A 23299-nucleotide genomic window follows, 5' to 3' on the forward strand; every position below is an offset into this window, starting at 1 on the left:
CAAAATCGAGTTCCAGCCTGTATCTACGCGGGAATCAATCCAACGGTTTTTAAAGAACAGAATCTATTTTAAGACGGTTCGCCGGAAAAAGAAATTGCCCGGCGTAACCCGAATACCGCAAACCATGACAATAAAACCCATGACGGAATCATTTGCCCTGAAAACAGAGTCGTTTCGTTTCGACGGCCGCGGATCTGAAAAATTCGCCATCGCCGATTTCCCCACCAAACTAGACGATTTGTACGAAGATTCGGATCATTACGAGGTCTTACTGCGCAACCTGACCACCGAACTGAATGAATTGCAGGAGAAAATGTACGCCCACAACCGCTACGGTTTGCTGACGGTTTTTCAGGCGATGGATGCCGCCGGCAAAGACAGCACCATTCAGCACGTTTTTTCTGGTGTCAACCCGCTGGGTATGCGCGTCCACTCGTTCAAACGACCGACCGATCAGGAACTGGACCACGATTTTCTCTGGCGCAACCTCATCAACCTGCCCGAACGCGGCACCATCGGTATTTTCAACCGCTCCTATTACGAAGAAGTGCTGGTGGTGAAAGTCCACCCCGAAATTCTGACCCAAACCCAGCGGCTGCCCGAGGAACGCACCGTCGAACTGGACAAACTCTGGAAACAGCGTTACAAAGACATCAGCAACTTCGAGACGTACCTGAACCGCAACGGTTTTCCGGTGTTGAAATTTTTCCTGAACGTGTCGAAAAAAGAACAGGGCGAGCGACTCATCAGCCGCATCGAAGACCCGTCGAAGAACTGGAAATTCGACGATCAGGACGTGGTGGAGCGCGGTTTCTGGAACCAGTACATGCAGGCTTACGAGGATGCAATCAACGCAACCGCCAGCAAAAAAGCGCCCTGGTACATCATTCCAGCCGATGACAAGAAAAACATGCGGCTGATCGTCGCTAAAATTCTGGTCGAAGAAGTGAAAAATCTCAAAACCGACTATCCGAAAGTGAACAAGCGTCAGAAAAAGAGTTTGCAGGATCTGGTCGCCGTTATCAAGGGCGAGTAATCCGGCCTTCTTTTCGCCAAACCGTCTGAACCGGAGTGTCTTCCGGTTCTTTTTTTCGTCTAAGCAACTGAGAGAAGTTCTTTCAGCCGGAACGGGCCGTCCGGCGGAGGTGCGGCCTTCCCCGTTGCCACGACGATTTGAAATACCGTTCTACCCTTTGGCTGATCTGCGGTTTTCTGCTCATCCGGTCGTTTGCCGTCGCGCAGGAATACCGTCGGCGCGAAACCAACCTCACGGCGTTCATTCAGAACCTGTTTCCGGTTCAAACCGAAGGCATTGACTACCAGGCGGTTTACGAGAATCTGTACCAGCTTTACACCAACCCGCTCGATCTCAACACCGCCACCCGCGACGAACTGGCGGGCACCTCCCTGCTGACCGAACGCCAGCTCAATAGCCTGGCGGAATACCGCACCCGCTTTGGCAGCCTGCTTTCGATTTATGAACTCCAGGCCGTCCCGGATTTCGACCTGCCCACCATCCGCCGATTGCTGCCTTTTGTTACCGTCGATGCCCAAAACCGCTCGCTTTCGGTTCGCAACCCCACCGACCATTACCTGATCATGCGGGTGGAACGCGTTCTGGAAAAGCAAAAGGGATTTACGTCGGCAGAACCGGACAAAAACGGCAACCTGCCCCGGCGCTACGACGGCAGTCGGCAGCAGTGGTACTGGCGGTATCGCTACAGCCGCCCGCGCGAGTTCAGCTTCGGGCTGACGCTGGAGCAGGACCCCGGCGAACCGTTTCGCTGGAAACCGGGCCATTATCAGTACGGCATCGACTACGTTTCGTTTCACGCCCAATTCCAGAACCGGGGCCGCTGGCGGAACCTTCTGATCGGCGATTACCAACTGCAAATCGGTCAGGGGCTCATCCTGGCGTCGGGCTTTTCGCTGGGCAAAGGCACCGAAACCGTCGCGGGCGTCCGGCGGCCCTCGCTGGGCGGACGGCCTTACAGTTCGCTGAGCGAATCCGGTTTTCTGCGCGGGCTGACGGCCACCTATTCCCTGCACAAAAACTGGGACATTACTTTGCTGGCGGCTCGCAATTGGCGGGATGGCAACGTGGTGGAAGACCCTGAAAATCAGGAAGACAAGATCAGCTCACTCCAGACCAGCGGCCTGCACCGCACCACGTCCGAACTGGCCGACCGCGCCAGTCTGCTGGAACAGAATCTGGGCATTCACCTGCTTTACCACCGGGAGCAACGGTGGCAACTGGGCGCGACGGTTCTGCACACGGTTTTCGACAAAACCCTGCAAAAACGCGATCTGCCGTATAATCGTTTTGAGTTTGTGGGGAAACAAAACACGGTTTTGGGGCTGCACGGCAGTTATTTATGGCAAAACGTCAATTTTTTTGGGGAAGCCGCCCGTTCGTCGAGTGGGGGCGTTGGGGCCGTTGGTGGCGCGGTCGCCAGCCTGACCAAGCGGTTTGACGTCGCGATTCTGGGCCGGTATTACGCCCGAAATTTTCACAGTTTTTACGCCAATGCGTTCGGCGAAAACACGCGCAACAGCAACGAACGCGGCATTTATACCGGTTTTCGGTATGTCATCTATCGCAAGCTGACGCTGGGTGCCTTCATGGATTACTACCGGTTTCCGTGGTGGAAATACCTGGTCGATAAACCGTCGCAGGGGTACGATTACCTGCTGCAAACCACCTACACGCCCACCAAAAAGCTTACGGTCTACGGGATTTACCACGAAGAACACAAAGAGAAAAACCTGCCGACGCGGCTTAGCAAAGGCCAGGAAACCGTTGAAACCGTCCGGAAAAACTACGCGTTCAACGCCGACTACTCCCCTTCCAGAATCTGGTCATTCCGAACCCGGATTCAGTGGGGCAGCTTCCGGTACGCAGGATATTCCGCGTCAAACGGGCTGGCCATCGTGCAGGATGCTACGGCGGACTTCGGAAGATTATCCCTCAGTGGGCGGCTGGCGTGGTTCAGCACGAACGATTACGACAGCCGCCAGTATGTCTACGAGCGGGATGTGCTCTCCGCGTTTTCGATTCCAGCCTACGCCAACAAAGGCATCCGGAATTACCTGTTGATGCAGTACACCCTCAACAAACACCTGGACGTCTGGCTCCGCTGGAGCCGAACGGATTTCCGAAAACAGGAAACCGTCGGCTCCGATCTGGACGAGATTGACAAACCGCACAAGAGCGAGGTGAAAGTGCAGGTGCGGTGGAAGCTATGAAGGTTACGCCATCAGCTTGTAGTGATTTGACATTTTTGTTAATGATGTCAAATAATATTACTATATTTGTAGTGCAGTTGAGAGGCCCTGCCATTTTGGGCCGCGAGAACATGGTTTCTCCTTGGCTGTTTTTTTATGCATTTACTTTACGCTGACGAGTCCGGGAGCGCGGCTGATCCTAACCAAATACACTTTGTCCTGGCAGGGATTTCCTTCTTTGAAAGACAAACCTTTTGGATATCGAATGAACTCGACCGGATTGCCGAACGCTTCAATCCTGCAGAAATAAATTCCGTCGAGTTGCATGGCAGCCCCATGATGGGAGGACGGAACAGTTGGAAACCTTTTCCAAAACAAGATAGGGTACAAGCGATCAAAGATGCCCTTTCAGTATTAGCAAATTCGCATCCATCCAATCGTATTTTCGCTTGTGTCATCAACAAAGCAAAGGTTAGCCCACATGATCCTGTAGAGATGGCCTTTGAACAATTGGCCAGTAGATTTGATCATTACTTGGGCCGGTTACATAAAAAGAATGATCCACAACGCGGCATCATTATTTTTGATAAATCCACTTACGAAAGCACTATTCAGGGATTAGCTACAAACTTCCGGACGTTGGGACATACATGGGGAGTATTGCGTAATTTGTCAGAAGTACCTCTGTTCCTTGATTCCCGTGCGTCGCGGCTTATACAATTGGCTGACCTGGTGTCTTACGCAATATTTCGATATTATGAACGTCAGGACACCCAGTTTTTCTCCATTATTGCAGATCGATTCGATCAAGAGAGCGGTGTTCGTCATGGCCTTTGCGAACGGCTTTGAGTTAAGTTCGTTGCATTTTCAGAAGACGAAAAATAATTGAAGATATTCTTATTCTATGTTTGTTGGCTAACATACACTACTTCGTTGTCGCTCGCATGTCGCGAGCGACAACGAAGTAGTTGCATTTCCTATCTTCCTTTCAATCCTCGCTCGGCCGAATGTTTACCTCCTCCACTTTCACCGTCTTGCTGCTAACCGCCGAAACGCCGAAGAAACCGACGGCTTTGGGGCCGCTGGCGTTGCGGTTCACCACATTGGTGGGTACGTTGGCGGGCGGTGAGGCAAACAGCCCGCCGTTGTTGATCTGGGTGCTGAGCTGCTGGAAGAAATAGAACGCATCCGGCGTGATCGACAACACTTCCACTTTCACCGAGTCGTTCCGGTTGTACAAACTGTCAGGGTTGATCGACGTCCGGATGGGCTGGATAAACAACAAACCGTCTGTATCAGCCGAACCGTTGAACGAACCATTGTACGACACGACAATGTCGCTGGTTTCGTCGAGCCGCTTGCCGTTGCGATACGTCCGAATCCAGTAATAATCCGTCTGGTTCGGCAGGTCCGTTGCGTAAAACTCGCCCGCGAAACCCTTCCGATCCTCCAGCGGATTGGGTTTTTCTTCCCGGAAAACCAGCGAATCGATGGCGGGAACCGCATTCATCTGGGAAATGGCGTAATATTCCTGCCCTTCAAACCGGATGCCCAAGAGGTATTTTTTACCGATTTTTCCGAATACTTCGCCGGGTTTCGGGGTCCAGACGTAGGTACCGTTCCCTTTTACATCGATAAATTCGTGAATCACGCTGTCTTCGTCGGCCACAATCACCGTGGCACCCAAAGCGGCCGGGGGCTGCGCTGCGTCAAAATACCCGGTGGTTTTCGTGAGTTTGATGGTTTGTGGCCCCGGCTGATCGGTCAGCCAGCCATCGATGGCCAGTTGCGACGGGCCGGTTTGCAGGTCAATATCAATCGGATCTTCGCAGGACGACAGCCCCAGCAGGAGCAACCCCAGCAAGATTACGTGGATGACCGAAAAACCGAAAATGTGTATATTTTTCATGGCGGTTTCTATCGTCTAAAACTTGAAATTGTAGGTTGCCGACGGAATCAGCGTGGCAAAAACCGAATAGCGCACGGCTTCGGCGACCGGAATCTGCACCTGTTCGCCGTTCAGCGTCACCGTCCGTTTGTCTTCGGCCTGCCGGAAAAAGACCGAGAATGGGTTCTTCCGACCATAGGCGTTGTAGACCGAAAATACCCAGTTACTCTCCCACTTCTGCGTCGGTTTTTTCTTGCGGTTTTGTAACGTAGCCGCCAGGTCTAAGCGGTGGTAGGGCGGAATCCGGTAATTATTCCTGGAATTCTCGGCGTTGTGCGGTACCAGATACCCCTGAAAAAGGTAGCCATTCGTCGGGAACGTGGCGGGTGTCCCCGTCGCAAAAGCGAAGGTGGCCGAGAAACTCCAGCGTTTGTTCAGGTCATACAAAGCCACGGCATTCAGCGTGTGCCGCTTGTCGAAACGCGTCGGAAACCAGCGGTTGTTGTTGATGCCGTCCACAAACCGTTCGGTTTTCGCCAGCGTGTAGCTCACCCAGCCCGTCAGGTCGCCTTTGTTCTTTTTCACGAAAAACTCAGCGCCGTAGGCACGGCCTTTGCCGTTCAGCAAGTCGCCTTCGAGGTATTTGTTGAGCAACAGGTCGGCACCGTCGATGTAGTCGACCTGGTTTTGCAGCCATTTGTAGTAGAGTTCCACCGACACTTCATACTCCGTACCGGTTTTGCCCAGATTCCGGAAATAGCCCCCTGCAATTTGGTCGGCAATCTGCGGTTTGATGTTGTTGGTCGATGGTGTCCAGACATCCAGGGGCGTGGAAGCCGAGGTGTTCGAAACCAGGTGAATGTATTGCGCCAGCCGGTTGTAACTCATTTTCAACGAACTAACCTCATTCAACTCATACTTGGCCGAAAACCGGGGTTCCCAGTTACCGTACGTTTTGATGGTTTCGTTGCGGTCGTAGGTCGTGGTGGAAACCGGAAACCGGCGCTGGTTGGGCGGCACATCGGTCTGAAATTCGTAGGCTTCGCCGGGGCCGAGGTAATTATAGAGTGAATACCGCAATCCGTATTGCAACTGCAACCGCTTGGAAACCAGTTGCTCATTGCCTATGTAGAGCGCACTTTCCAGGGCATATTTATTCTCCAGCCCAAACGTCCGCACGTCGCCCCCACTGGCAGCATTGGCCAGCCCCGGCTGGAAATCGTAGACAATGGCCTGACCACCAAACGTCAGGGTGTTGTTTTTGAGGAACAGCGTAAAGTCCGGTTTGATGCTGTAATTGACGATGGACGATTTCCAGTTGAAATAATCTTTGGGATCTTTCCGCTTCAAATCACTGTCGAGCAGGTAGTCGTAATTGCTGTAAAAAGCCGTGGTGTTCAGGAAAAGCTTGTCGCTGAATACGTGATTCCAGCGCAAACTGGTCGTGGTATTGCCCCAGTTAAATCCAAAATCGGCCCCAAACACATCGCGACCCAGATAACCGGACAGGTAAATCGTATTTTTGTCGTTGATGCGGTAATTGGCCTTGGCGGTCAGGTCGTAGAAGAAAAACCGGGAGCCTTTCAAATCGCCGGACAGAAACGGTTTGGCCAGAATGTCGGCATACGACCGGCGACCGGCGATGATGAAAGAACCCCGGGCCTGCCCGTCTTTATCTTTAAACAGCGGCTGCTCCAGTGTCAACCGGCTAAAGATCAGGCCGATTCCGCCCGAAACCGTGGTTTTCTTGGAATTTCCTTCCTTCATCCGAACGTCGAGGATCGACGAAATCCGTCCGCCATACACCGCCGGAATACCGCCCTTGACCAGTTTCACGTCCTTGACCGCATCGGGGTTGAAAACCGAGAAAAAACCGAACAGGTGGGAAGAGTTATAAACCGGCGCTTCGTCTAATAATACTAAATTCTGATCGACGTTGCCGCCCCGGACGTTGAAACCCGTTGCGCCCTCGCCGACCGTCGAGACGCCCGGCAGCAGTTGAATGCTCCGGATGACGTCGACCTCGCCCAGCAACGCCGGAATTTTCTGAATCGTCTTCATTTCCACCGTATTGACGCTCATTGCAATGTCTTTCACATTGTCGTCTTCGCGTTTGGTCGAAACAACAACTTCCTGAAGGTCACGCCCTTCTTCTTTCAATTCCATATCCAGCCGGACGTTCTGGCTGGTCAGGTCGATGGTGCGGTTCTGTTTGGTGAACCCAACGTAGGTATACACCAGATTGTAGGTTCCCAGGGGTAAGGTCAGCGAGTAAAAGCCGTAAGAGTTGGTGGTGATGCCGGAACCGGTTTCTTTCACGAACACCGAAACGCCAATCAGGCCTTCGCCGTTGGCAGCATCTTTAATATAGCCGCTCACAGTGGCCTGCCCATTGGTTCGCCGACTTGCAGGAGCCGGATCGGGGGTGCCCTGCGCCAGAACAGCCGGGCCGACCAGCAACAGCAACAGGCCAATTTGTACGATTTTTTTCATAAGGCGTGTTTCATAGGATGGTGGTTTAACGTATATCGTGCGTTACGACGACATTGACGGAATGACAGCAAAGGTCGGCTTTCCCCCCATCCCGTAGGACAAAAAAATGATGAACCGCCAAAATCCAGCCCTGAAAGGCATGAGGTGTAGTATAAAATTAATCCTGCCTTTTTTTTCTCTTCTCCCTCTGATGAAGTACGGTTTTTCACGCTCTGCGGTGTAGGAAAAATTTGCCCCTTCAACCTACCAAATGCGTCCCAACGACAGATTGTTCCGGAAAGTCAGACATATTGTTAGAAAACTAATTACCTGCTGGCTAAGTATATACCATTCAATCTCAACAGTTGTGCCGGTTTATGGTTAGGATATAGCGTACTTACGGTTTTACGGCCCGGAGCGAAAACCACTTCTCACGTTTAACATCCACAATCTGAACGGTATCATGAGTAAAATAAAAGAACTGGGTTTAGGCATTATCGGTTTCGGCGGCTTCGGTCTTTTTGCCGCCCAGCATTTCCTCCAGACCCCCAATGTGAAGCTAATCGGCATTGCCGGTTCCCAGCGCGAAGAAGCCACCAAGGCCGCCAACCGCTTCGGAGCCACGCATTTCGACACCATCGACGAATTGCTGGACCAGCCGGATCTGGATATCGTTTACATTGCCACGCCCCCTTTTCTGCACTACGAACAGTCGATGCAGGCATTGCGGGCTGGCAAACACGTGATCTGCGAAAAACCGCTGGCGATGAATGCCGAACAGGGCCACGAAATGGTCAGCTTCGCCGAGAGCAAAGGCTTGTTGATGGTCACCAACCTGATGCAACGGTACAATCCGATGTTCGAGCGGGTTAAAAAACTGATTGACAAGAAGATACTCGGTGAATTCCTACACGGTTATTTCGAAAACTACGCGGGTGACGAAGGGCTTTCGCCCCAGCACTGGTTTTGGGACCGGGAACTTAGTGGCGGTATTTTTATCGAACATGGCGTTCACTTCTTCGATATGTTTGCGGGCTGGCTGGGCGAAGGCCGGGTGGAAGCCGCTCAGGTTTGCAAACGCGAGGGCAGCGACCTCGAAGACCAGGTGAACGCGACCGTTCGCTACGGCGATGCGCTGGTCAATTTCTACCACGGTTTTACGCAGGTGGGCCGGATGGACCGCCAGGAAATGCGGCTTTTGTTTGAGCGGGGCGACGTTACGTTGCAGGAGTGGGTGCCTACGCGGGCCGTTATCCGGGGGCTGGTCGACGAAGCCGGAACGCGGGCGCTGATGGATTTATTTCCGGGTTCTATTCTGGATATTACGGCCAATTATGGTGGTAAAGACCGGGCTGCGCGGGGACGCAACAAGGACTTTGAAATCGCCCAGCAGGTTCAGATCAGCTACGGTTTCGACCACCAGAAAATGCACCTCTACGGCGAGTTGCTCCGGCAGATGTTCATCGACCAGACATCGGCCATTCGCTATCCCGAAACCCACCGGAAGATCACCGAACAAAATGGGTTGGTTTCGCTGCTGACGGCGGTGGATGCCGATCGGCTGGCGCGTTCCTGATGTTATTCCACACCATCACCAACCATATTCAACCATACCAACCATATCAACCATACCCAACCCCCCCGGCCATCCCCCCCCCGGCCTATAGCCGGGGCTAGTGATGTGAGCCTTTCAGGCTCGTGGGATGAATCTAATCCGTAACCCATTGTAATTTATACGGTAAGCCCTTACCTTTGCGGCACTGCTGCATCGAATCATCACATACCGCCAACCTTCCCCGAAAATTCCCACCGAAATCCGGTAGGGTGTTTTCGCACGCCCTTTCTTTGGGGTAAATCAGGCTTTTCCTGGTAGTCTGACGATTTTTCAGTTTCATTCAATTCCTTCTTTTTTTCCTCATGAAATCAAACGGTTTCATGGTAGCGCTGCTATGCGCAGCGGTTTTTCGGATCGTTTCGTGTTCCAGAGCCATTTCCAAACAGACACTAATCATGCAAAATACAGAACGCAATAAATCCATCATCCGGGATTTCTACCGGCGCACGGTTGCCCACGGCGACCTCGATTATGCCGAACAAATCATTGCCGACGATTACATCCAACACAGCCTGATGGTGAAACCGGGCAAAGCGGGGCTACTGGAAGCCCTGAAAGCCATGCAGCAAATGCCCAAACCAACCACTCCGGCCAAACCGTTCATGCGACTTATTGCGGAAAATGATTACGTGGTGACAAACCTGCGCTTTGAATTCGGCGGGAAGCCAATGGTCGTCGTTGATCTGTTCCGGCTTCGGAACGGGCAGGTCATTGAACATTGGGACGCCATTCAGCAACAGCCCGAAACCACCCTGAACAGGCATCCGATGATGGACGGAGCCGTTGACATGGAGGACATTGGGGCAACCGAAGCGAATAAAAACGTAGTGAGCGCGTTTTTTCAACGCGTTCTGATCGAGCGGAAAATTGACGCACTTTCGGACTATGTCACGTCGGATTTGATTCAGCACAAGCCCGAAATTGCCAACGGGCGGGATGGGTTATGGCAGTATTTGCAGGAAAAAAAAGGCGATTTCGACATTCAAAAAGTCCTGCGGATTATTGGCGAGGGCAATTTTGTGGTGGTGCAATCCGAAGGTCAGCTTGATCAAAAACCGGGTGCGTTCTATGACATTTTCCGGTTGAGCCAGGGGAAAATTGTGGAGCAGTGGGGCGTTCAGCAACCAATGTCCTAACGTCATCCCGGTTTTAAGCTACAAAATGGGTCATCCCTACGGGATTCTTAGACCTACTTTGTTCAATCTATACCCCCGGTTAAAACCGAGGGCTACAAAATGAATCATCCCTACGGGATTATGAATACAACAATCCCGTAGGGATAAGTCATTTTGTAGGGGTGGGTTTCAACCCGCCCAACAAGGTAAAGATCGAATTCACAAAATCCCGTAGGGATGATTCATTTTGTAGCCCTCTTCACAACCGCGCCCCTCGCAAGCGCAGGCTATTACTAACGACCGACACCGAGCTGAGCGCCATTGCAGCTCCGGCAATCATCGGATTGAGCAGAAAACCGTTGATTGGAAACAGAATCCCGGCCGCAATCGGAATGCCAATGAGGTTGTAAATAAACGCCCAGAACAAATTCTGACGAATCACCCGCACGGTTTTCCGCGACAGTTCCAGTGCCTTCGGAATGCTGCCCAAATCGGACGTGATGAGCGTCATCCGGGCTACATCCATCGCAATATCGGAGCCTTTGCCCATTGCGATGCTGACGTCGGCCTGCGCCAGCGCCTGGGAATCGTTGATTCCATCGCCCACCATCGCCACCACCTTGCCCCGGCTTTGCAATTCCTGGATGAAGGCGGCTTTATCGGACGGCATCACCTCGGCGCGAAAATCAGTCAGCCCGACGGCTTGGGCCACGGCACGGGCGGTTTGCGGATTGTCGCCCGTCAGCATATACACGTCAATGCCCCGGTTTTTCAAAGTCTCAATCGCGGCTTTGGATGTTTCCTTGATCTGGTCGGCAATGGCGATGATCGCCAGCACGTTTTTTTCATCGGTGAAATACACCACCGTTCGAGCCTCGTCCTGCCACTGCTTCACGCGTTTTTCAACCACAGCATCAACCGAAATACCGTGTTCGTCCAGCAAACGAAGGTTGCCCACCCGATAGGTAACGCCCTCATACCGCGCCGAAACCCCGCGCCCGGTCAGGCTCTCGAACGATTCCAGCGGCAGACTTTTCACGGATAAACCGGTCAGATACTCAACGACGGCTTCGGCCAGCGGGTGTTCCGATTGGTTTTCCAGCGCGTATAGAACGGAGGATGCCTGAGCGATGTCGGAACGTTGCCATTCCAGGTTGGTAACCGTAGGTTTTCCGGCGGTAATGGTACCGGTTTTGTCCAGCACAACGGCGTTCACTTTGTGGCCTAATTCCAGACTTTCGGCGTCTTTGATCAGAATCTGGTTGTCGGCACCTTTGCCCACACCCACCATAATGGCCGTGGGCGTCGCGAGTCCCAACGCACACGGACAGGCGATGACCAAAACGGTTACGGATGTCAGCAAGGCCTGCGCAAACGCGTTTTCACCCGCGAATAACATCCAGACGAGGAAGGTCAACAGGGCGATGCTGATGACAACCGGCACGAAAATACCGGCAATCCGGTCGACCAGTTTCTGCACCGGTGCTTTGCTGCCCTGCGCGTCCTGCACCATACGAATGATCTGCGCCAGAACCGTGTCGGCACCGACCTTTTCGGCCCGAAACCGGAAGCTGCCTTTCTGGTTGATTGTTCCGGCAAAAACTGTCTGTTCCGCCTTCTTTTCCACCGGAACCGGCTCGCCCGAAATCATGCTTTCATCGACGAACGACGTACCGGCAACCACGACGCCGTCCACGGGAATTTTCTCACCGGGCCGCACCACAATCACCTGACCCACCCGAACCGACGCTACCGGAATCTCCGTTTCCACGTCGTTTTCCACGATCCGGACGGTTTTGGGTTGCAATCCCATCAGTTTTTTAATGGCCGAAGAGGTGTTCGATTTGGCCCGTTCTTCAAGCAGTTTTCCCAGTAAAATAAAGACGACGATCACCGCAGCGGTTTCAAAATAGACGTGCGGGTGAATGTTGCGCCGGTGCCAGAAATCCGGGTTGAGCGTGTTGAACGTGCTGAACAGAAAAGCAATGCCGGTCGACAAGGCAACCAGCGTATCCATGTTGGTTTTTCCGTGCCGGGCCTGTTTCCAGGCATTGACGAAAAACGAGCGGCCCAGACCAAACACAACCGGTGCCGACAACACCAGCATGATTTCGTTGGCGTACGGAATATTCATGAAAAACATCCCGATCACCACCACCGGAACCGACAGAACAGCCGCCCAGATCATCCGCTTTTTCAGGGATTCATACTGGCGTTCCTGCGCTTCGGCCTGCACCGCCTGTGGGTCTTCCACATCCATCACGAGGTCGTAGCCGATGGAACGGATGGCGGTTTGGAGTTCCTGCTGCGTAACAACCTGGGGATCAAACTCCACCCAGGCCTGCTGGTTGGCATAATTGACGCCCGCATCGACCACCCCCGGCGTCGTTTTCAGCATCGACTCCACGCTGACGGCACAGGCCGCGCAGCTCATTTCCAGAACGGGGTAGGTTTTCCGAACCGGTTTGGAGACGGCACCGGCCCGGGCGGTTTTCGCCACCGCCGTGGGTTGCGCGTTCATACCGGTTCCGCTTTATAACCAGCTTCTTTCAGCGCTTCCTTCACCTGATCGACCGTGGCGCCTTCCACCGTCAGCAGTTTGTTTGGATTCAGGGTATCGACCTGCCAATGAGTTTCGCCAACGGCTTTGTTCAAAAAGGGTGTTACGGTGGCCACGCAGGCGGCACACTTGATATTGGTTTTGAATTGTATCGTTTCCATGCTCTTGTTTTTGTGATTTGATACGGCAAAGATCAGTGATAGAACAAGAGCAAATGGTACAGAATTCCGGATGATTCGTGTAGAATTGTGTTACATCGCCAGGAATAAGGGAATGATCTCTTAATATTCTGCCAAACGGGGCAGTTCCACCGTCCGCAACCAATACCGCAAAGTGGTTTGTAACTGTTCCTGCCAGTCTTCAAACAAAACCGGCTTGGTGTGAAACGCCCGCGCACCGAGCCGGTAGGCCTGGCTGATGTCTTCGGGCCGCGATGATCCCGACCACATCACGACCGGAATCTGCTGGTAGTTTTCGTTGGCTTTCAATTGCCGGAGGGTCTTCAGCCCGTCCAGAACCGGCATAAAAAAATCCAGCATGATCAGCGACGGATATTCTTCCGGGAGAATGCTCTGAAGATGCGTCAGCAGAGCCGCGCCGTGCAAAAACCGGCGAATTTTCAGATCCGGCTGTATTTCATGAATGGCCCGATCGATGTAACTAAAATCGGTCTGATCGTCTTCCACAACGTAAAAAGTAATACTCGTTTCCATAGCGTTTTTGCCCTTCTAGATAATAGAAATTAGACCAGAGACAAAAGACTTAACAATCAGGCATTGAGAAGTTTGCACTAACTCCGGCCCCTCTTTATGCCTTTATCTTTTGTCTTTAATCTCTTGTCTTTAATCTCTTGTCTTTTGTCTTCTGCCTACTTCATCCAATCAAAATAAAATGTACTTCCTTTACCCATTTCCGATTCCACCCACACCTTGCCCCCCTGCTCCTCGACCAGCATTTTCAGAATAAACAACCCGACGCCGGTGCTGCTTTCGGCCTGGGCAACGTTGGAGGTGGTGCGAAATAATTTAAAAATCGCTTCGTGTTCATCCGGTGCAATTCCCGGGCCATTGTCTTTGACGTAAAATTCGATGGAACGGCCCCGGTCGCGGCAGCCGATTTCAACAAGGCCAGCGGGTTTGTCATTGTATTTGATCGCATTGCTGATCAGGTTTTGAAAGATCTGATGCAGCTTGATTTTTTTGGTATTTAACACCGGCAATTGCCCTTTAATTTCGATGGAAATGTGCCGGGGCGGAAAAATCAGCAGGGCAATCTGATCGACCAGTTCGTGAACATTCACCTCCTCGACGGTTTGTTGCGCCACATTTTTCCGCGAATACTCCAGCAGGGAATTGATCATGTCGGACAAATGAAAAGCCGCCGACTTCGAGTGTCCCACATATTCCTGAATTTCTTCGCGCGGAACCACCTCTTCCTCGTTTTTCATTTCGAGCAACGACAGAGCCGCAATCATGCCCACCAAAGGCGACTTCAGATCGTGCGCGACGATGTAGACAAACTTCTCCAGTTGCTTATTTATTTTCTCAAGTTGGAGCGCCGTCTGCTTCAATTCCTGCTGGTAGTGATACAATTGTTCAAATACATTCACTTTCGCTTTGGTCACGTTGACGTCCAGCGGTTTTTGCAGGTAATCGACCGCCCCTTCGTCAAATCCTTTCAGAATATACTGCTCTTCCTTGTTGATGGCGGTAACGAAAATGATGGAGATGTCCCTGGTTTTTGGATTTGATTTCAGAATCCGGGCCACTTCAAAACCGTCCATTTCGGGCATCTGAACATCCAGCATAACCAGCCCAATCCGATCGTTTTTCAGGGCGTACCGCAACGCTTCGTTGCCCGACGTCGCCTTGATGAACGTTCGCTGGTCGTTCGCCAGCATTTCTTCGAGCACAAGCAAGTTCTCCTCGCGGTCGTCGACCAGCATGATCGTCATATCGGGAGAGTGGTTCGCTGTTACCATTGTTTTTCAGTTAATCGTTGAGTGTGTGTAAAAAAGAGGCAATGTGTTCGGGTGTCAAAACGACCGCATTTTTATTTCGGTTAATGGCGGCCTGCGGCATCACGGGATACTCGGCGGTGGCCGGATCCTGAACAATGGCCACCCCACCCTGCCGGACAATGGCCAGCAACCCGTCGGCACCGTCCTGGTTGGCTCCGCTCAGCAAAATCGCCACCGCACTTCCGGCGTAGGCCATCGCAATGCTCTCAAACGTGACGTCAATCGACGGACGGCTGTAATGAACCGGCTCAGAATAATCCAGACTGATCGTCCGGTCGGCTTCAATCAGCAAATGGTAATTCTGCGGAGCCAGATAGACGCGGTGCGCCACAATAGCCTCCTTGTCGTCGGGTTCGCCAATCACAAGCCCCCGGCCTTTGCTGGTCAGGATCGTGTCCATGCTGCTGGTAACGTTCTTCAGCCGGTGCAAAACCACGAAAACCGCAAACGGAAAGCTCGTCGGCAGGGCCTGCAACAAAGCCGTTACGACCGGTATACTACCCGCCGAACCGCCAATTGCCACCACTCTACATCCGGTCATCGGTTTTTCTGGTTTATGGTTGCCCCCAACCCCCTGAAGGGCAGGGCTGTTAAGTGCTTTCGCTTTTCGCCCCCAACCCCCTAAAGGCCGGGCGGCCGGTGCCGGGCTTTAAAATCCGGATGTTTTAGCCCGGCACCGGCCGCCCGGCCTTTAGGGGGTTGGGGGTTTAAGTCTTACTCCGGTAAATCCGAACCACCGGGCTCACGACATCGAACTGATCCCGGGCCTCCGAAAACAGCAGCGATTCTTTCATGCCCAGCGCCAGATAGCCCAGCGGAGCCAGGCTGTTGCTGAACAGCGTCATAACCCGGTTTTGCAACTCCCGGTTGAAATAGATCAGCACATTCCGGCAACAAACCAGTTGAAACTCATTGAAAACCTGATCGGTTGCCAGATTATGGGTCGCAAAAACGATGTTCTTCCGGTATTCCTTGTGAATAATTGCGTTCTCATACCGGGCCGTGTAATACGATGAAAAATCGTTGGTTCCGCCCGACTGAATGTAGTTGGACGTATACTCTTTCATGTTCTGCAACGGCACGATGCCCTGCCGCGCCCGCTCCAGATTGGCCGGATTCAGGTCGGTGGCATACAGGCGCGTCCGGTTGAGCAAACCCGCTTCATGCAACAGAATCGCCATCGAAAACACCTCCTCGCCCGTCGAGCAGCCCGCATGCCAGATTTTTAGGATCGGATACGACGCCAGCTTGGGCAATACGGTATTCCTCAGTTCTTTATAAAAAGCCGGATCACGAAACATCTCCGTGACGTTCACCGTCAGCGACTCGATAAACCAGGCAAAAAACCGCTCATCGTTCGTCAGTTGGTACTTCAGTTCAAAGGCCGTCAGACAGCCCGCTTTTTGCATACACCGGATGACGCGACGCTGAAGCGACGCCCGGGCGTAATCGCCGAAATCGTAGCCATACTGCCGCCGAACCAGGTGAACGACCTCTTCCAGATCCTCCGCTGAAATGTAAATCGGTACGGTCATGCTTTGACGGATAACCAGACACGCATTAACGAAAATAACCGGCCGCTGTCGATCGGTTTGGTGATGTAATCCGACGCCCCGGCTTCGATGGTTTTTTCGCGGTCACCGGGCATGGCCTTGGCCGTCAGGGCAATCACCGGCAAATGCAGCAGTTTCAAATCCGAGCGAATCCGGCGGGTGGCTTCATACCCATCCATTTCGGGCATCATGATGTCCATCAGCACAATGTCCGTATCCGGGTGCTGCTGCAACACCTCCAGCGCTTCCCGACCGTCGACGGCGGTCAAAACGTTCATTTGCTGGTCTTCCAGCAAAGTACTGAGCGCAAAAACGTTCCGCATATCGTCGTCTACCAGCAACACTTTTTTCCCTTGCAGGCTCTGGTCGTTGATTTTAGTCAGCGGTTTAGGCAACTCCTTCTTCTCAACTTCCTGCACTTTATACAAAAACAGTTCCAGTTCATCCATCAGCCGGTCGATGGCCTGCGACGACTCCCGGATCACGACGTCGGACAGTTTTTTGAGCTGCCATTCGTCTGCCGGTTTCAAATCCTTGTCCATGTAAATGATCACCGGCAGCGATTCCATCGGCATGGCTTCGCGCAGGTCTTTCAATTGCCGGACACCTTTCTCCAGATCGCCCCCCATGTCGACAATCAGGCAGTCATACGGTTCTTTCCGCAGTTTTTCCAGTGCTTCCGCGTTGGTGGCGACGTATTCGCACTCCAGATCGAATTTTCGCTGTCCGATAAATTGCCGCAGCGAATCGTCGTTCAGGTAATTGCCCGACAACACCAGCACCTTCTTGATCTGCCCCTGCAAGTGGTCGCTGATCCGGTCAAACGCCTTCTCCAGATCGTCTTTTTCGACCGGTTTCCGGATATACGCCAGCGCACTCCCGATGCCCAGCTTCGGCTCGTCGGCCGCCGACATCACGTGTACCGGAATCGATTTCAGACTCTCGTCGTTTTTCAACCAGTTGATCACGCTCCAGCCATCCACCACCGGCAGTTGCATGTCCAGAATGATGGCCGACGGTTTGTATTTTCGGGCGTAATAAATGCCTTCGTCGCCCCGTAAAGCCACAATCGTCTTGTACTTTTTGTTGCGGGCAAAATCCTGCACAACCCCGGCAAAAATGGGATCGTCTTCCACAATCAGCATTACTTTGTCGCCTTTTTCCAGTGTGTTCCGGTCGTCTTTCAGCGTGTTCTGTTCAACAATGCCGTTTTGCAAACGCGGCATTGTTCCGTTCATAGGTGTCGAAGAAACACTTTCCTTTTTCGGTTCGGGGGCAACGGTGCTGGTTTTATCGCCGGTTTGTGCTTCGGTCAGCGGCAAATAAACCGTAAACGTGCTCCCCTGCCCTTCTTCACTTTGCAGCCGCATTTCGCCACCGAGCCGCTTCACCAGTTCCTTACTGATGGAAAGTCCGAGACCCGTGCCGCCATACTTGCGGCTGGTCGAACCGTCGGCCTGCTGAAACGCGTCAAAAATGACCTGCTGCTTGTCCGGCGAAATGCCGATGCCGGTGTCTTTGACGGCAATCACCAGCCACCGGTCGGCTTTCAGGAGGGGTTCGTTGGCAAAACCGTCCATCGGATTCCTGGTGCTGAACGACAGCGTGATCACTCCGCGCTGGGGTGTAAACTTGAAGGCGTTGGACAACAGGTTTTTGATAACCTGCTCCAGTCGCTGTTTGGCAATGAACAAAACCGGCGGCACCGACTCGTCGACTTCGGTGATGAGGGTGACGCCTTTCTGCTCCGCCACCACGCTGAACAGTTGCTCCTGATCGTAAACCATCCCGCTGACCGTCGCGTTTTCGGCCACCATGTCAATTTTTCCGGCTTCAATCTTGGACAAATCCAGAATGTCGTTGATCAGATTGAGCAGATCCGAACCCGATTTATGGATCACATTGGCGTACTCGACCTGTTTGCCCGTCAAATTACCGGCCTTGTTCTCAGACAGCATTTTGGCCAGAATCAGGACGCTGTTCAGCGGAGTCCGCAGTTCGTGCGACATATTGGCCAGAAATTCCGACTTATAGCGACCGGTTTCTTCCAGCTCACGCGCCTTCAGGGCGAGCGTCTGTCGACCCACCTCAACAGCTTCATTTTTCTCTTCCAGTTCGGCGTTGATCTGCCGCAATTCTTCCTCCTGCACCTTCAGTTCCTCTTCCGATGCCTGCAAAATTTCCGCCTGCCGCGTCAGTTCTTCGTTCGATTGCCGGAGTTCTTCCTGCTGGTTTTCCAGAATTTCTTTCTGTTCCTGCACCTGTTCCAGCAAGCGGTTTACCCTTCGGCGGGCATCGGCTGCGTTCAGCGCAATGGCAATGTTGTTGGCAACGGATTTCAGCAAATCGAGTTGCGTGGGGGTCAGCGGCTGGAACGTCGCCAGTTCAATGACGCCTTTCAGTTCTTTTTTGTACCAGAGCGGCACACAGACCACCTGCCCCGGAACGGCTTTTCCGCTGCCCGACTGAATGGCCCAATAGTCGGCCGGAACGTGGCTGGTCACGGCCACATCCGACCCCGTGGCCGACTGCCCCACCAGGCCTTCTCCAATTGCATAATACCGGGTTGAGTGGGTCGGCAGCGCAACCGATGCGTTCAGTTCCAGATGGTGTTTTTCGTCATCGTAGCAGTAAAAACCGCCCGCCTGAACGTCGAGATACCGGGTCAGCTTTCGCAGGACTTCCTGCGCCAGCGACTCCGATTCGCCCACGCCCTGAACCGAATCGTTCACCACCGTCATGCCGGTCAGCAGCCAGTTTTTTTCCGTGCTGACCTGGTTGAGCTGTTCGACCTCTTCCAGATTCTGCACCAGCCGGGCTTCCGCTTTCTGGCGCTTATTCATCTCATACCAAAACAGATAGGAAACAACGACGCCCAGAATCAACAGAATAACCGCCCCGACACTGAAGACATAAATGGCCGTGATAACGGCCTTGTCGCTTTCTTTTTCACGGTTGTTCAGGAGCAATTCCTCCGCCAGAATCATCTCGTCCAGCGTTTTCCGAACCTGGTCCATCCGGGCTTTTTCGCCGTCGGTGACGCGGACAATATCGGCCCTGGTGTAGAGAGCCGCATCATCGCCCAATCCTTTCCAGTAGTACAACAATTCCCGAATATGCCTTTCGGCTTCCACCACCCTTTCCGTTTGTTCGGGACTGTCGATCACCAGCTTCCGAATGGCGTCAGCCGATCCTTCGATTTTCCCAACGGCCTCATAATACGATTTTAGAAACCGCTTTTCGTTCGTGCCCCGGAAGCCCCGCCGGCCGGTTTCCATGTCAACCAGCAACTGTTCCGTAATGGCTATACTTTTCAGAACCTGATAGCTATGCCGAACCCACCGGGCTTCATCAAACTGATTTCGAATGGTTCGAAACGCGATGATACCAAGCGCAACAAAGAGAAACAGAGCCAGGACAATCCCAATATACAACCGATTGGTCGACGATAATTTCATACAGTTGAAGCGTCAAAACGGCGGGCAACAGAGGCCGAATATGCGCAAAGTAGTTTCGCCAAATATGCGGCTAATACGGGATTTGGCAACCCCGGCTTAGCCGTGACACGATCCAGTTGGCATACGATAAAACCCGATGATGAAGCCATTCAATAAATTACAAAAAGGCAAAAATCGTACCGCTATTGTTACTACATTTACAAAGCTGTAGATTTAATAGTATTCCCTAAAGCTAGTAAGGAATTCAGTTTATCAGACAAAGAATCATAAAAAAATATCAGACTATTGTTCCTAAAAATAGTGTTGTGTATTTTGCCGGCATCCCGATTTTGAATATGAACCCTCCAGGTGTGCAACAAACCAGAAAAACTGACTTGACTGTTCGGGTTCTGATCGTTGAAGACAATTTCATTAACCAGACATTTTTATCCACCCTCCTCCGCAAATACGGAATCCCCAGTGTGGTGGTCAACAATGGGCTGGAAGCCGTTAATTTCCTGAAAAAAGAAACCGTCGATCTGATCTTGATGGACATCCAGATGCCGGTGATGGACGGCCTGACGGCAACGCAACAGATTCGGGAAGAATTAGGCTTATCGATTCCGGTGGTGGCCGTTACATCCAATCCGGAGTTCGAGGTGCGGCCCCGGTGTCAGGAAGCCGGCATGGATGATTTTCTGGCAAAACCCATCCAAAAAAAGCAACTGGAGGCCATTCTGGAGCGGTTTTTACCCCGAAAAGACGAACAAACGCCGGTGGTAGATCAAACGTATTTACGGGAAATAACCGGTGGTGATCACGATTTAATCAACGACCTGATTGCCTTTTTTAAAGTAGAACTCCCGATCAATAAGCAAGCCCTGTTCGAGGCTCTGGACCAGAATAACCGCGATGAGTTCGATCACCTGGCGCACCGTTTCCGCTCGTCGCTCAACTCCGTCGCCATGCTCGACATTGCCGCCGGGCTAAAAAAGATTGAGAAAAATCCGGCCCTGACTGACCAGCAGGTTCGGGAAAGTCTGACGGATTTGTTCCGGCAAATTGCAATTGGTCTCGAAACGCTGGAAGTCTTGATCAAGCGCTAAGCCGCTCAAATCGATCCGCGAACGATCAGCTTACTCTCCAGAACCACCCGTTCGTAAGCAACCCTCGTATTTTTCAACTCACTTATCGATGGTCACTTTCGAACAGTTGATTTCCTCACAATCGCGGTTGAACAGCACCAGCGGGACGTTCTTGTTCTGAATCCTGTGTAAATGATCGAATTGCGTGGTGTTGGCCGAAACCGACAGAATAATGCCCGAAACCCGCGAACTCAGCAGACTCTGCACCTGCCGCACTTCCTTCTCATAGCTGTCGTCGGTCTGACAAATCAACAATTGATAGCCGTGCCGCTCCGACACGTCGACCATGCCCGGAATGGCCTGTGAATACAGCGAATAGGTGATTTTGGGAACCACCACACCGATGGTGTTGCTCCGGCGGTTGAGGAGTTGAAAGGCCAGTTGATTCGGCTCATATTCCAGTTGCCCGGCCAGTTCAAAAACCGCCTTCTTCGTGCTTTCCTTGATATCCGGATGATTCCGGAGCGCCCGCGAAACCGTTGAAATCGAAATACCGAGTTGGGTAAAGCCGGCGTAACGTCCTTGTTGATTGGTGCCTATGCCGCGCTCGACGGACAGGGCGCTTTCGGTGGAAACATCAGCGGTGGTACGGCCTGGGCCACACCGCCCGACAACTGGATTTACGGCAGCGAATACGGCGGTGAAGCCCACGCCAACGCCCTGGCCACCAGCATCGAAGCGACCAACGCGTTTTTCAACGAAAAATGGAAAGCCGATTACGCGGGGGTTAGTCGCTGCAATGCGGTGTTGCGGGTGGTCAATAAAGCCAGCGACATGACCGATGCCGAAAAGAACAATGTGATCGGGCAGGCCCGGTTCCTGCGGGGATATTTCTATTTTGACCTGAAGAAAATGTTCAACATGGTGCCGTGGATCGACGAAACGATGACAGATTACAAACAGCCCAACGACAAGGATATCTGGCCGAACGTCATGGCCAACTTCAAGTTCGGGATGGACAACATGCCTGAAAACCAGAAAGATGCGGCCAGTGCGAATAAATGGGCTGCGGCTGCGTTCCTGGCAAAGTCGTACCTGGACCAGCATAAATACGCCGAAGCGAAAGCGTTGTTCGATCAGGTGATTGCCAGCGGAAAAACCGCCAAAGGCCTTGCGTATGACCTGAACCCCGAATTTGAAGACAACTACCGTCCCGAGAAAGAACTGACCAGTCCCGAAGCGCTGTTCTCGGTGGAAATGTCGGCCAACGTCGGCAATGGAACCATCGCGACGGCCAATCAGGGCAGCATGTTGAACTTCCCGATCAACAGCCCCTTCCGGTGTTGCGGCAACTTCATGCCATCGTTCGATCTGGTCAATTCATTTCGCACCAACCCGGCGACCGGTTTGCCGTATCTGGATGAGTACAATGCGAATGCGATCAAAAGCGATCAGGGCATTCTGTCCACTCAGCCGTTTACGCCCGATGCCGGCACCGTCGATCCGCGTCTCGACTGGACGGCGGGTCGGCGCGGACTTCCGTTCAAAGACTGGGGCCTGATGCCGGGACAGGCCTGGATCCGGAACCAGTCGGCAACGGGGCCGTACGTCAACCTGAAGAACATTTACTGGAAAGCTACCAGCGACAAATATTACGACGGTATTTCGTGGGCACCCGGCTCGGCCATCAATTACATCGTCATCGGGTTTGCCGATGTGCTGCTGATGGCTGCCGAAGCCGAAGCGCAACTGGGTAATCTGGACAAGGCACAGACGTACGTCAACCGGGTCCGAAACCGGGCGGCCAATCCGGCGGGATTTCTCTACAAATACGTCGATGAAGCCAAGCCGGAAGCTGGTTTTTCCAAAAATCCTGCGGCCAATTACAAGGTTGCTCCCTATCCCACCGGAACGTTCGCGACCGGCGGAAAAGACTTTGCCTTAAAAGCTATTTATTTCGAGCGAAAACTGGAATTAGCCATGCAGGGCCACCGGTTTTTCGATCTGGTGCGCTGGGGCAATGCGGATAAAATGCTGAACAGTTATTATGCCTATGAATCGAAGCTGGTCACGGAAGCCATCGGCATGAGTTTTATCCCGAATAAAAACGAATATTATCCGATTCCGCAGGCCTAGATCGACATCAGCACCATCAACGGGAAGCCCACGTTGATCCAGAATCCGGGGTATAAATAATGAAGAAGTCCGCTCTGTTGCCCCGCTAGGGGCGTAACAGCGTAGCGTCGGTAGAGATTACTCATAAAATCGAAAGGTTGGTTAAAAGCTAATCACCTATCGGTAATGGTAGTGATTTTTCGAGAAACAACCT

General features: G+C 52.6%; 18 protein-coding genes and 1 pseudogene. 7 read left to right on the forward strand and 12 right to left on the reverse strand.

The features are described 5' to 3' along the window. The first annotated feature begins 139 nt into the window (after nucleotides 1-139). From DUE52_RS00870 to DUE52_RS00880, 3 genes are all read left to right on the forward strand, one after another. Nucleotides 140-1036, forward strand: coding sequence for a PPK2 family polyphosphate kinase (locus tag DUE52_RS00870; RefSeq protein ID WP_114404240.1), 897 nt, complete (start codon nucleotides 140-142; stop codon nucleotides 1034-1036). Between the two features lie 137 nt (nucleotides 1037-1173). After that, on the forward strand, nucleotides 1174-3246 hold the full coding sequence (locus DUE52_RS00875; RefSeq protein ID WP_229312019.1) for a ComEA family DNA-binding protein: 2073 nt from the start codon (nucleotides 1174-1176) through the stop codon (nucleotides 3244-3246). Nucleotides 3247-3381: 135 nt separating this feature from the next. Next, nucleotides 3382-4074, forward strand: a complete 693-nt coding sequence (locus tag DUE52_RS00880) for a DUF3800 domain-containing protein (RefSeq protein ID WP_114404048.1) — start codon at nucleotides 3382-3384, stop codon at nucleotides 4072-4074. A 139-nt stretch (nucleotides 4075-4213) separates the two neighbouring features. Here DUE52_RS00880 and DUE52_RS00885 read toward each other — a convergent pair whose 3' ends face one another. Then, nucleotides 4214-5134, reverse strand: a complete 921-nt coding sequence (locus DUE52_RS00885; protein WP_114404049.1) for a DUF4249 domain-containing protein — start codon at nucleotides 5132-5134, stop codon at nucleotides 4214-4216. A gap of 15 nt (nucleotides 5135-5149) precedes the next feature. Further along, nucleotides 5150-7606 carry a TonB-dependent receptor gene (locus tag DUE52_RS00890; protein WP_114404050.1) on the reverse strand — a complete coding sequence of 819 codons (2457 nt, stop codon included), beginning with the start codon at nucleotides 7604-7606 and terminating at the stop codon, nucleotides 5150-5152. A 442-nt stretch (nucleotides 7607-8048) separates the two neighbouring features. Here DUE52_RS00890 and DUE52_RS00895 point away from each other — a divergent pair, with 442 nt between their 5' ends. After that, on the forward strand, nucleotides 8049-9161 hold the full coding sequence (locus DUE52_RS00895) for a Gfo/Idh/MocA family protein (protein WP_114404051.1): 1113 nt from the start codon (nucleotides 8049-8051) through the stop codon (nucleotides 9159-9161). A gap of 434 nt (nucleotides 9162-9595) precedes the next feature. Continuing rightward, nucleotides 9596-10336, forward strand: coding sequence for a nuclear transport factor 2 family protein (locus DUE52_RS00905; protein WP_114404053.1), 741 nt, complete (start codon nucleotides 9596-9598; stop codon nucleotides 10334-10336). 238 nt (nucleotides 10337-10574) lie between these two features. Here the strand turns inward: DUE52_RS00905 and DUE52_RS00910 are convergent, their stop codons facing one another. The 7 genes from DUE52_RS00910 to DUE52_RS00940 all read right to left on the reverse strand — a co-directional run bounded on the left by DUE52_RS00910 (nucleotide 10575) and on the right by DUE52_RS00940 (nucleotide 19906). Then, nucleotides 10575-12836, reverse strand: a complete 2262-nt coding sequence (locus tag DUE52_RS00910) for a heavy metal translocating P-type ATPase (protein WP_374755883.1) — start codon at nucleotides 12834-12836, stop codon at nucleotides 10575-10577. Further along, nucleotides 12833-13036, reverse strand: coding sequence for a heavy-metal-associated domain-containing protein (locus DUE52_RS00915; protein WP_114404054.1), 204 nt, complete (start codon nucleotides 13034-13036; stop codon nucleotides 12833-12835). The genes DUE52_RS00910 and DUE52_RS00915 overlap by 4 nt, the downstream gene beginning before the upstream one ends. Before the next feature lie 120 nt (nucleotides 13037-13156). Further along, complete coding sequence (locus DUE52_RS00920; RefSeq protein WP_114404055.1) at nucleotides 13157-13588, reverse strand: response regulator; 432 nt, start codon at nucleotides 13586-13588, stop codon at nucleotides 13157-13159. Between the two features lie 155 nt (nucleotides 13589-13743). Beyond that, nucleotides 13744-14856, reverse strand: a complete 1113-nt coding sequence (locus DUE52_RS00925) for a sensor histidine kinase (RefSeq protein WP_114404056.1) — start codon at nucleotides 14854-14856, stop codon at nucleotides 13744-13746. 10 nt (nucleotides 14857-14866) lie between these two features. Continuing rightward, on the reverse strand, nucleotides 14867-15436 hold the full coding sequence (locus tag DUE52_RS00930; RefSeq protein WP_114404057.1) for a chemotaxis protein CheB: 570 nt from the start codon (nucleotides 15434-15436) through the stop codon (nucleotides 14867-14869). Between the two features lie 166 nt (nucleotides 15437-15602). Next, a complete protein-coding gene (locus DUE52_RS00935; protein WP_114404058.1) occupies nucleotides 15603-16430 on the reverse strand; it encodes a CheR family methyltransferase in 828 nt (275 codons plus the stop codon). Then, the gene (locus DUE52_RS00940; protein WP_114404059.1) at nucleotides 16427-19906 is read right to left on the reverse strand and encodes a response regulator; all 3480 of its coding nucleotides are present in this window, start codon (nucleotides 19904-19906) and stop codon (nucleotides 16427-16429) included. Before DUE52_RS00940 ends, DUE52_RS00935 begins: the two co-directional genes overlap by 4 nt. A gap of 374 nt (nucleotides 19907-20280) precedes the next feature. Here DUE52_RS00940 and DUE52_RS00945 point away from each other — a divergent pair, with 374 nt between their 5' ends. Then, nucleotides 20281-20991, forward strand: coding sequence for a response regulator (locus DUE52_RS00945; RefSeq protein WP_165840836.1), 711 nt, complete (start codon nucleotides 20281-20283; stop codon nucleotides 20989-20991). Between the two features lie 78 nt (nucleotides 20992-21069). On the opposite strand, the gene DUE52_RS32710 is transcribed toward DUE52_RS00945, so the two are convergent. Together DUE52_RS32710 and DUE52_RS33045 are read right to left on the reverse strand one after the other, a co-directional pair. After that, nucleotides 21070-21369: a substrate-binding domain-containing protein gene (locus tag DUE52_RS32710; RefSeq protein WP_229312020.1), complete on the reverse strand. Its 300-nt coding sequence runs from the start codon at nucleotides 21367-21369 to the stop codon at nucleotides 21070-21072. A gap of 57 nt (nucleotides 21370-21426) precedes the next feature. Further along, nucleotides 21427-21588, reverse strand: a pseudogene (locus DUE52_RS33045) (helix-turn-helix domain-containing protein); the annotation flags it as partial. On the opposite strand from DUE52_RS33045, the gene DUE52_RS32715 reads away from it, so the two are divergent. Next, nucleotides 21529-23106 (forward strand): RagB/SusD family nutrient uptake outer membrane protein, encoded by a 1578-nt coding sequence (locus tag DUE52_RS32715; RefSeq protein ID WP_114404062.1) that lies wholly within the window; start codon nucleotides 21529-21531, stop codon nucleotides 23104-23106. The pseudogene DUE52_RS33045 and the gene DUE52_RS32715 sit on opposite strands and share 60 nt — an antisense overlap. Here DUE52_RS32715 and DUE52_RS32940 read toward each other — a convergent pair. Continuing rightward, nucleotides 23103-23231 (reverse strand): hypothetical protein, encoded by a 129-nt coding sequence (locus DUE52_RS32940; RefSeq protein ID WP_262510976.1) that lies wholly within the window; start codon nucleotides 23229-23231, stop codon nucleotides 23103-23105. The genes DUE52_RS32715 and DUE52_RS32940 overlap by 4 nt on opposite strands. Nucleotides 23232-23299 lie beyond the last annotated feature (68 nt).

The sequence above is a fragment of the Larkinella punicea genome, from assembly GCF_003334855.1.
Taxonomy (GTDB): Bacteria; Bacteroidota; Bacteroidia; order Cytophagales; family Spirosomataceae; genus Larkinella; species Larkinella punicea.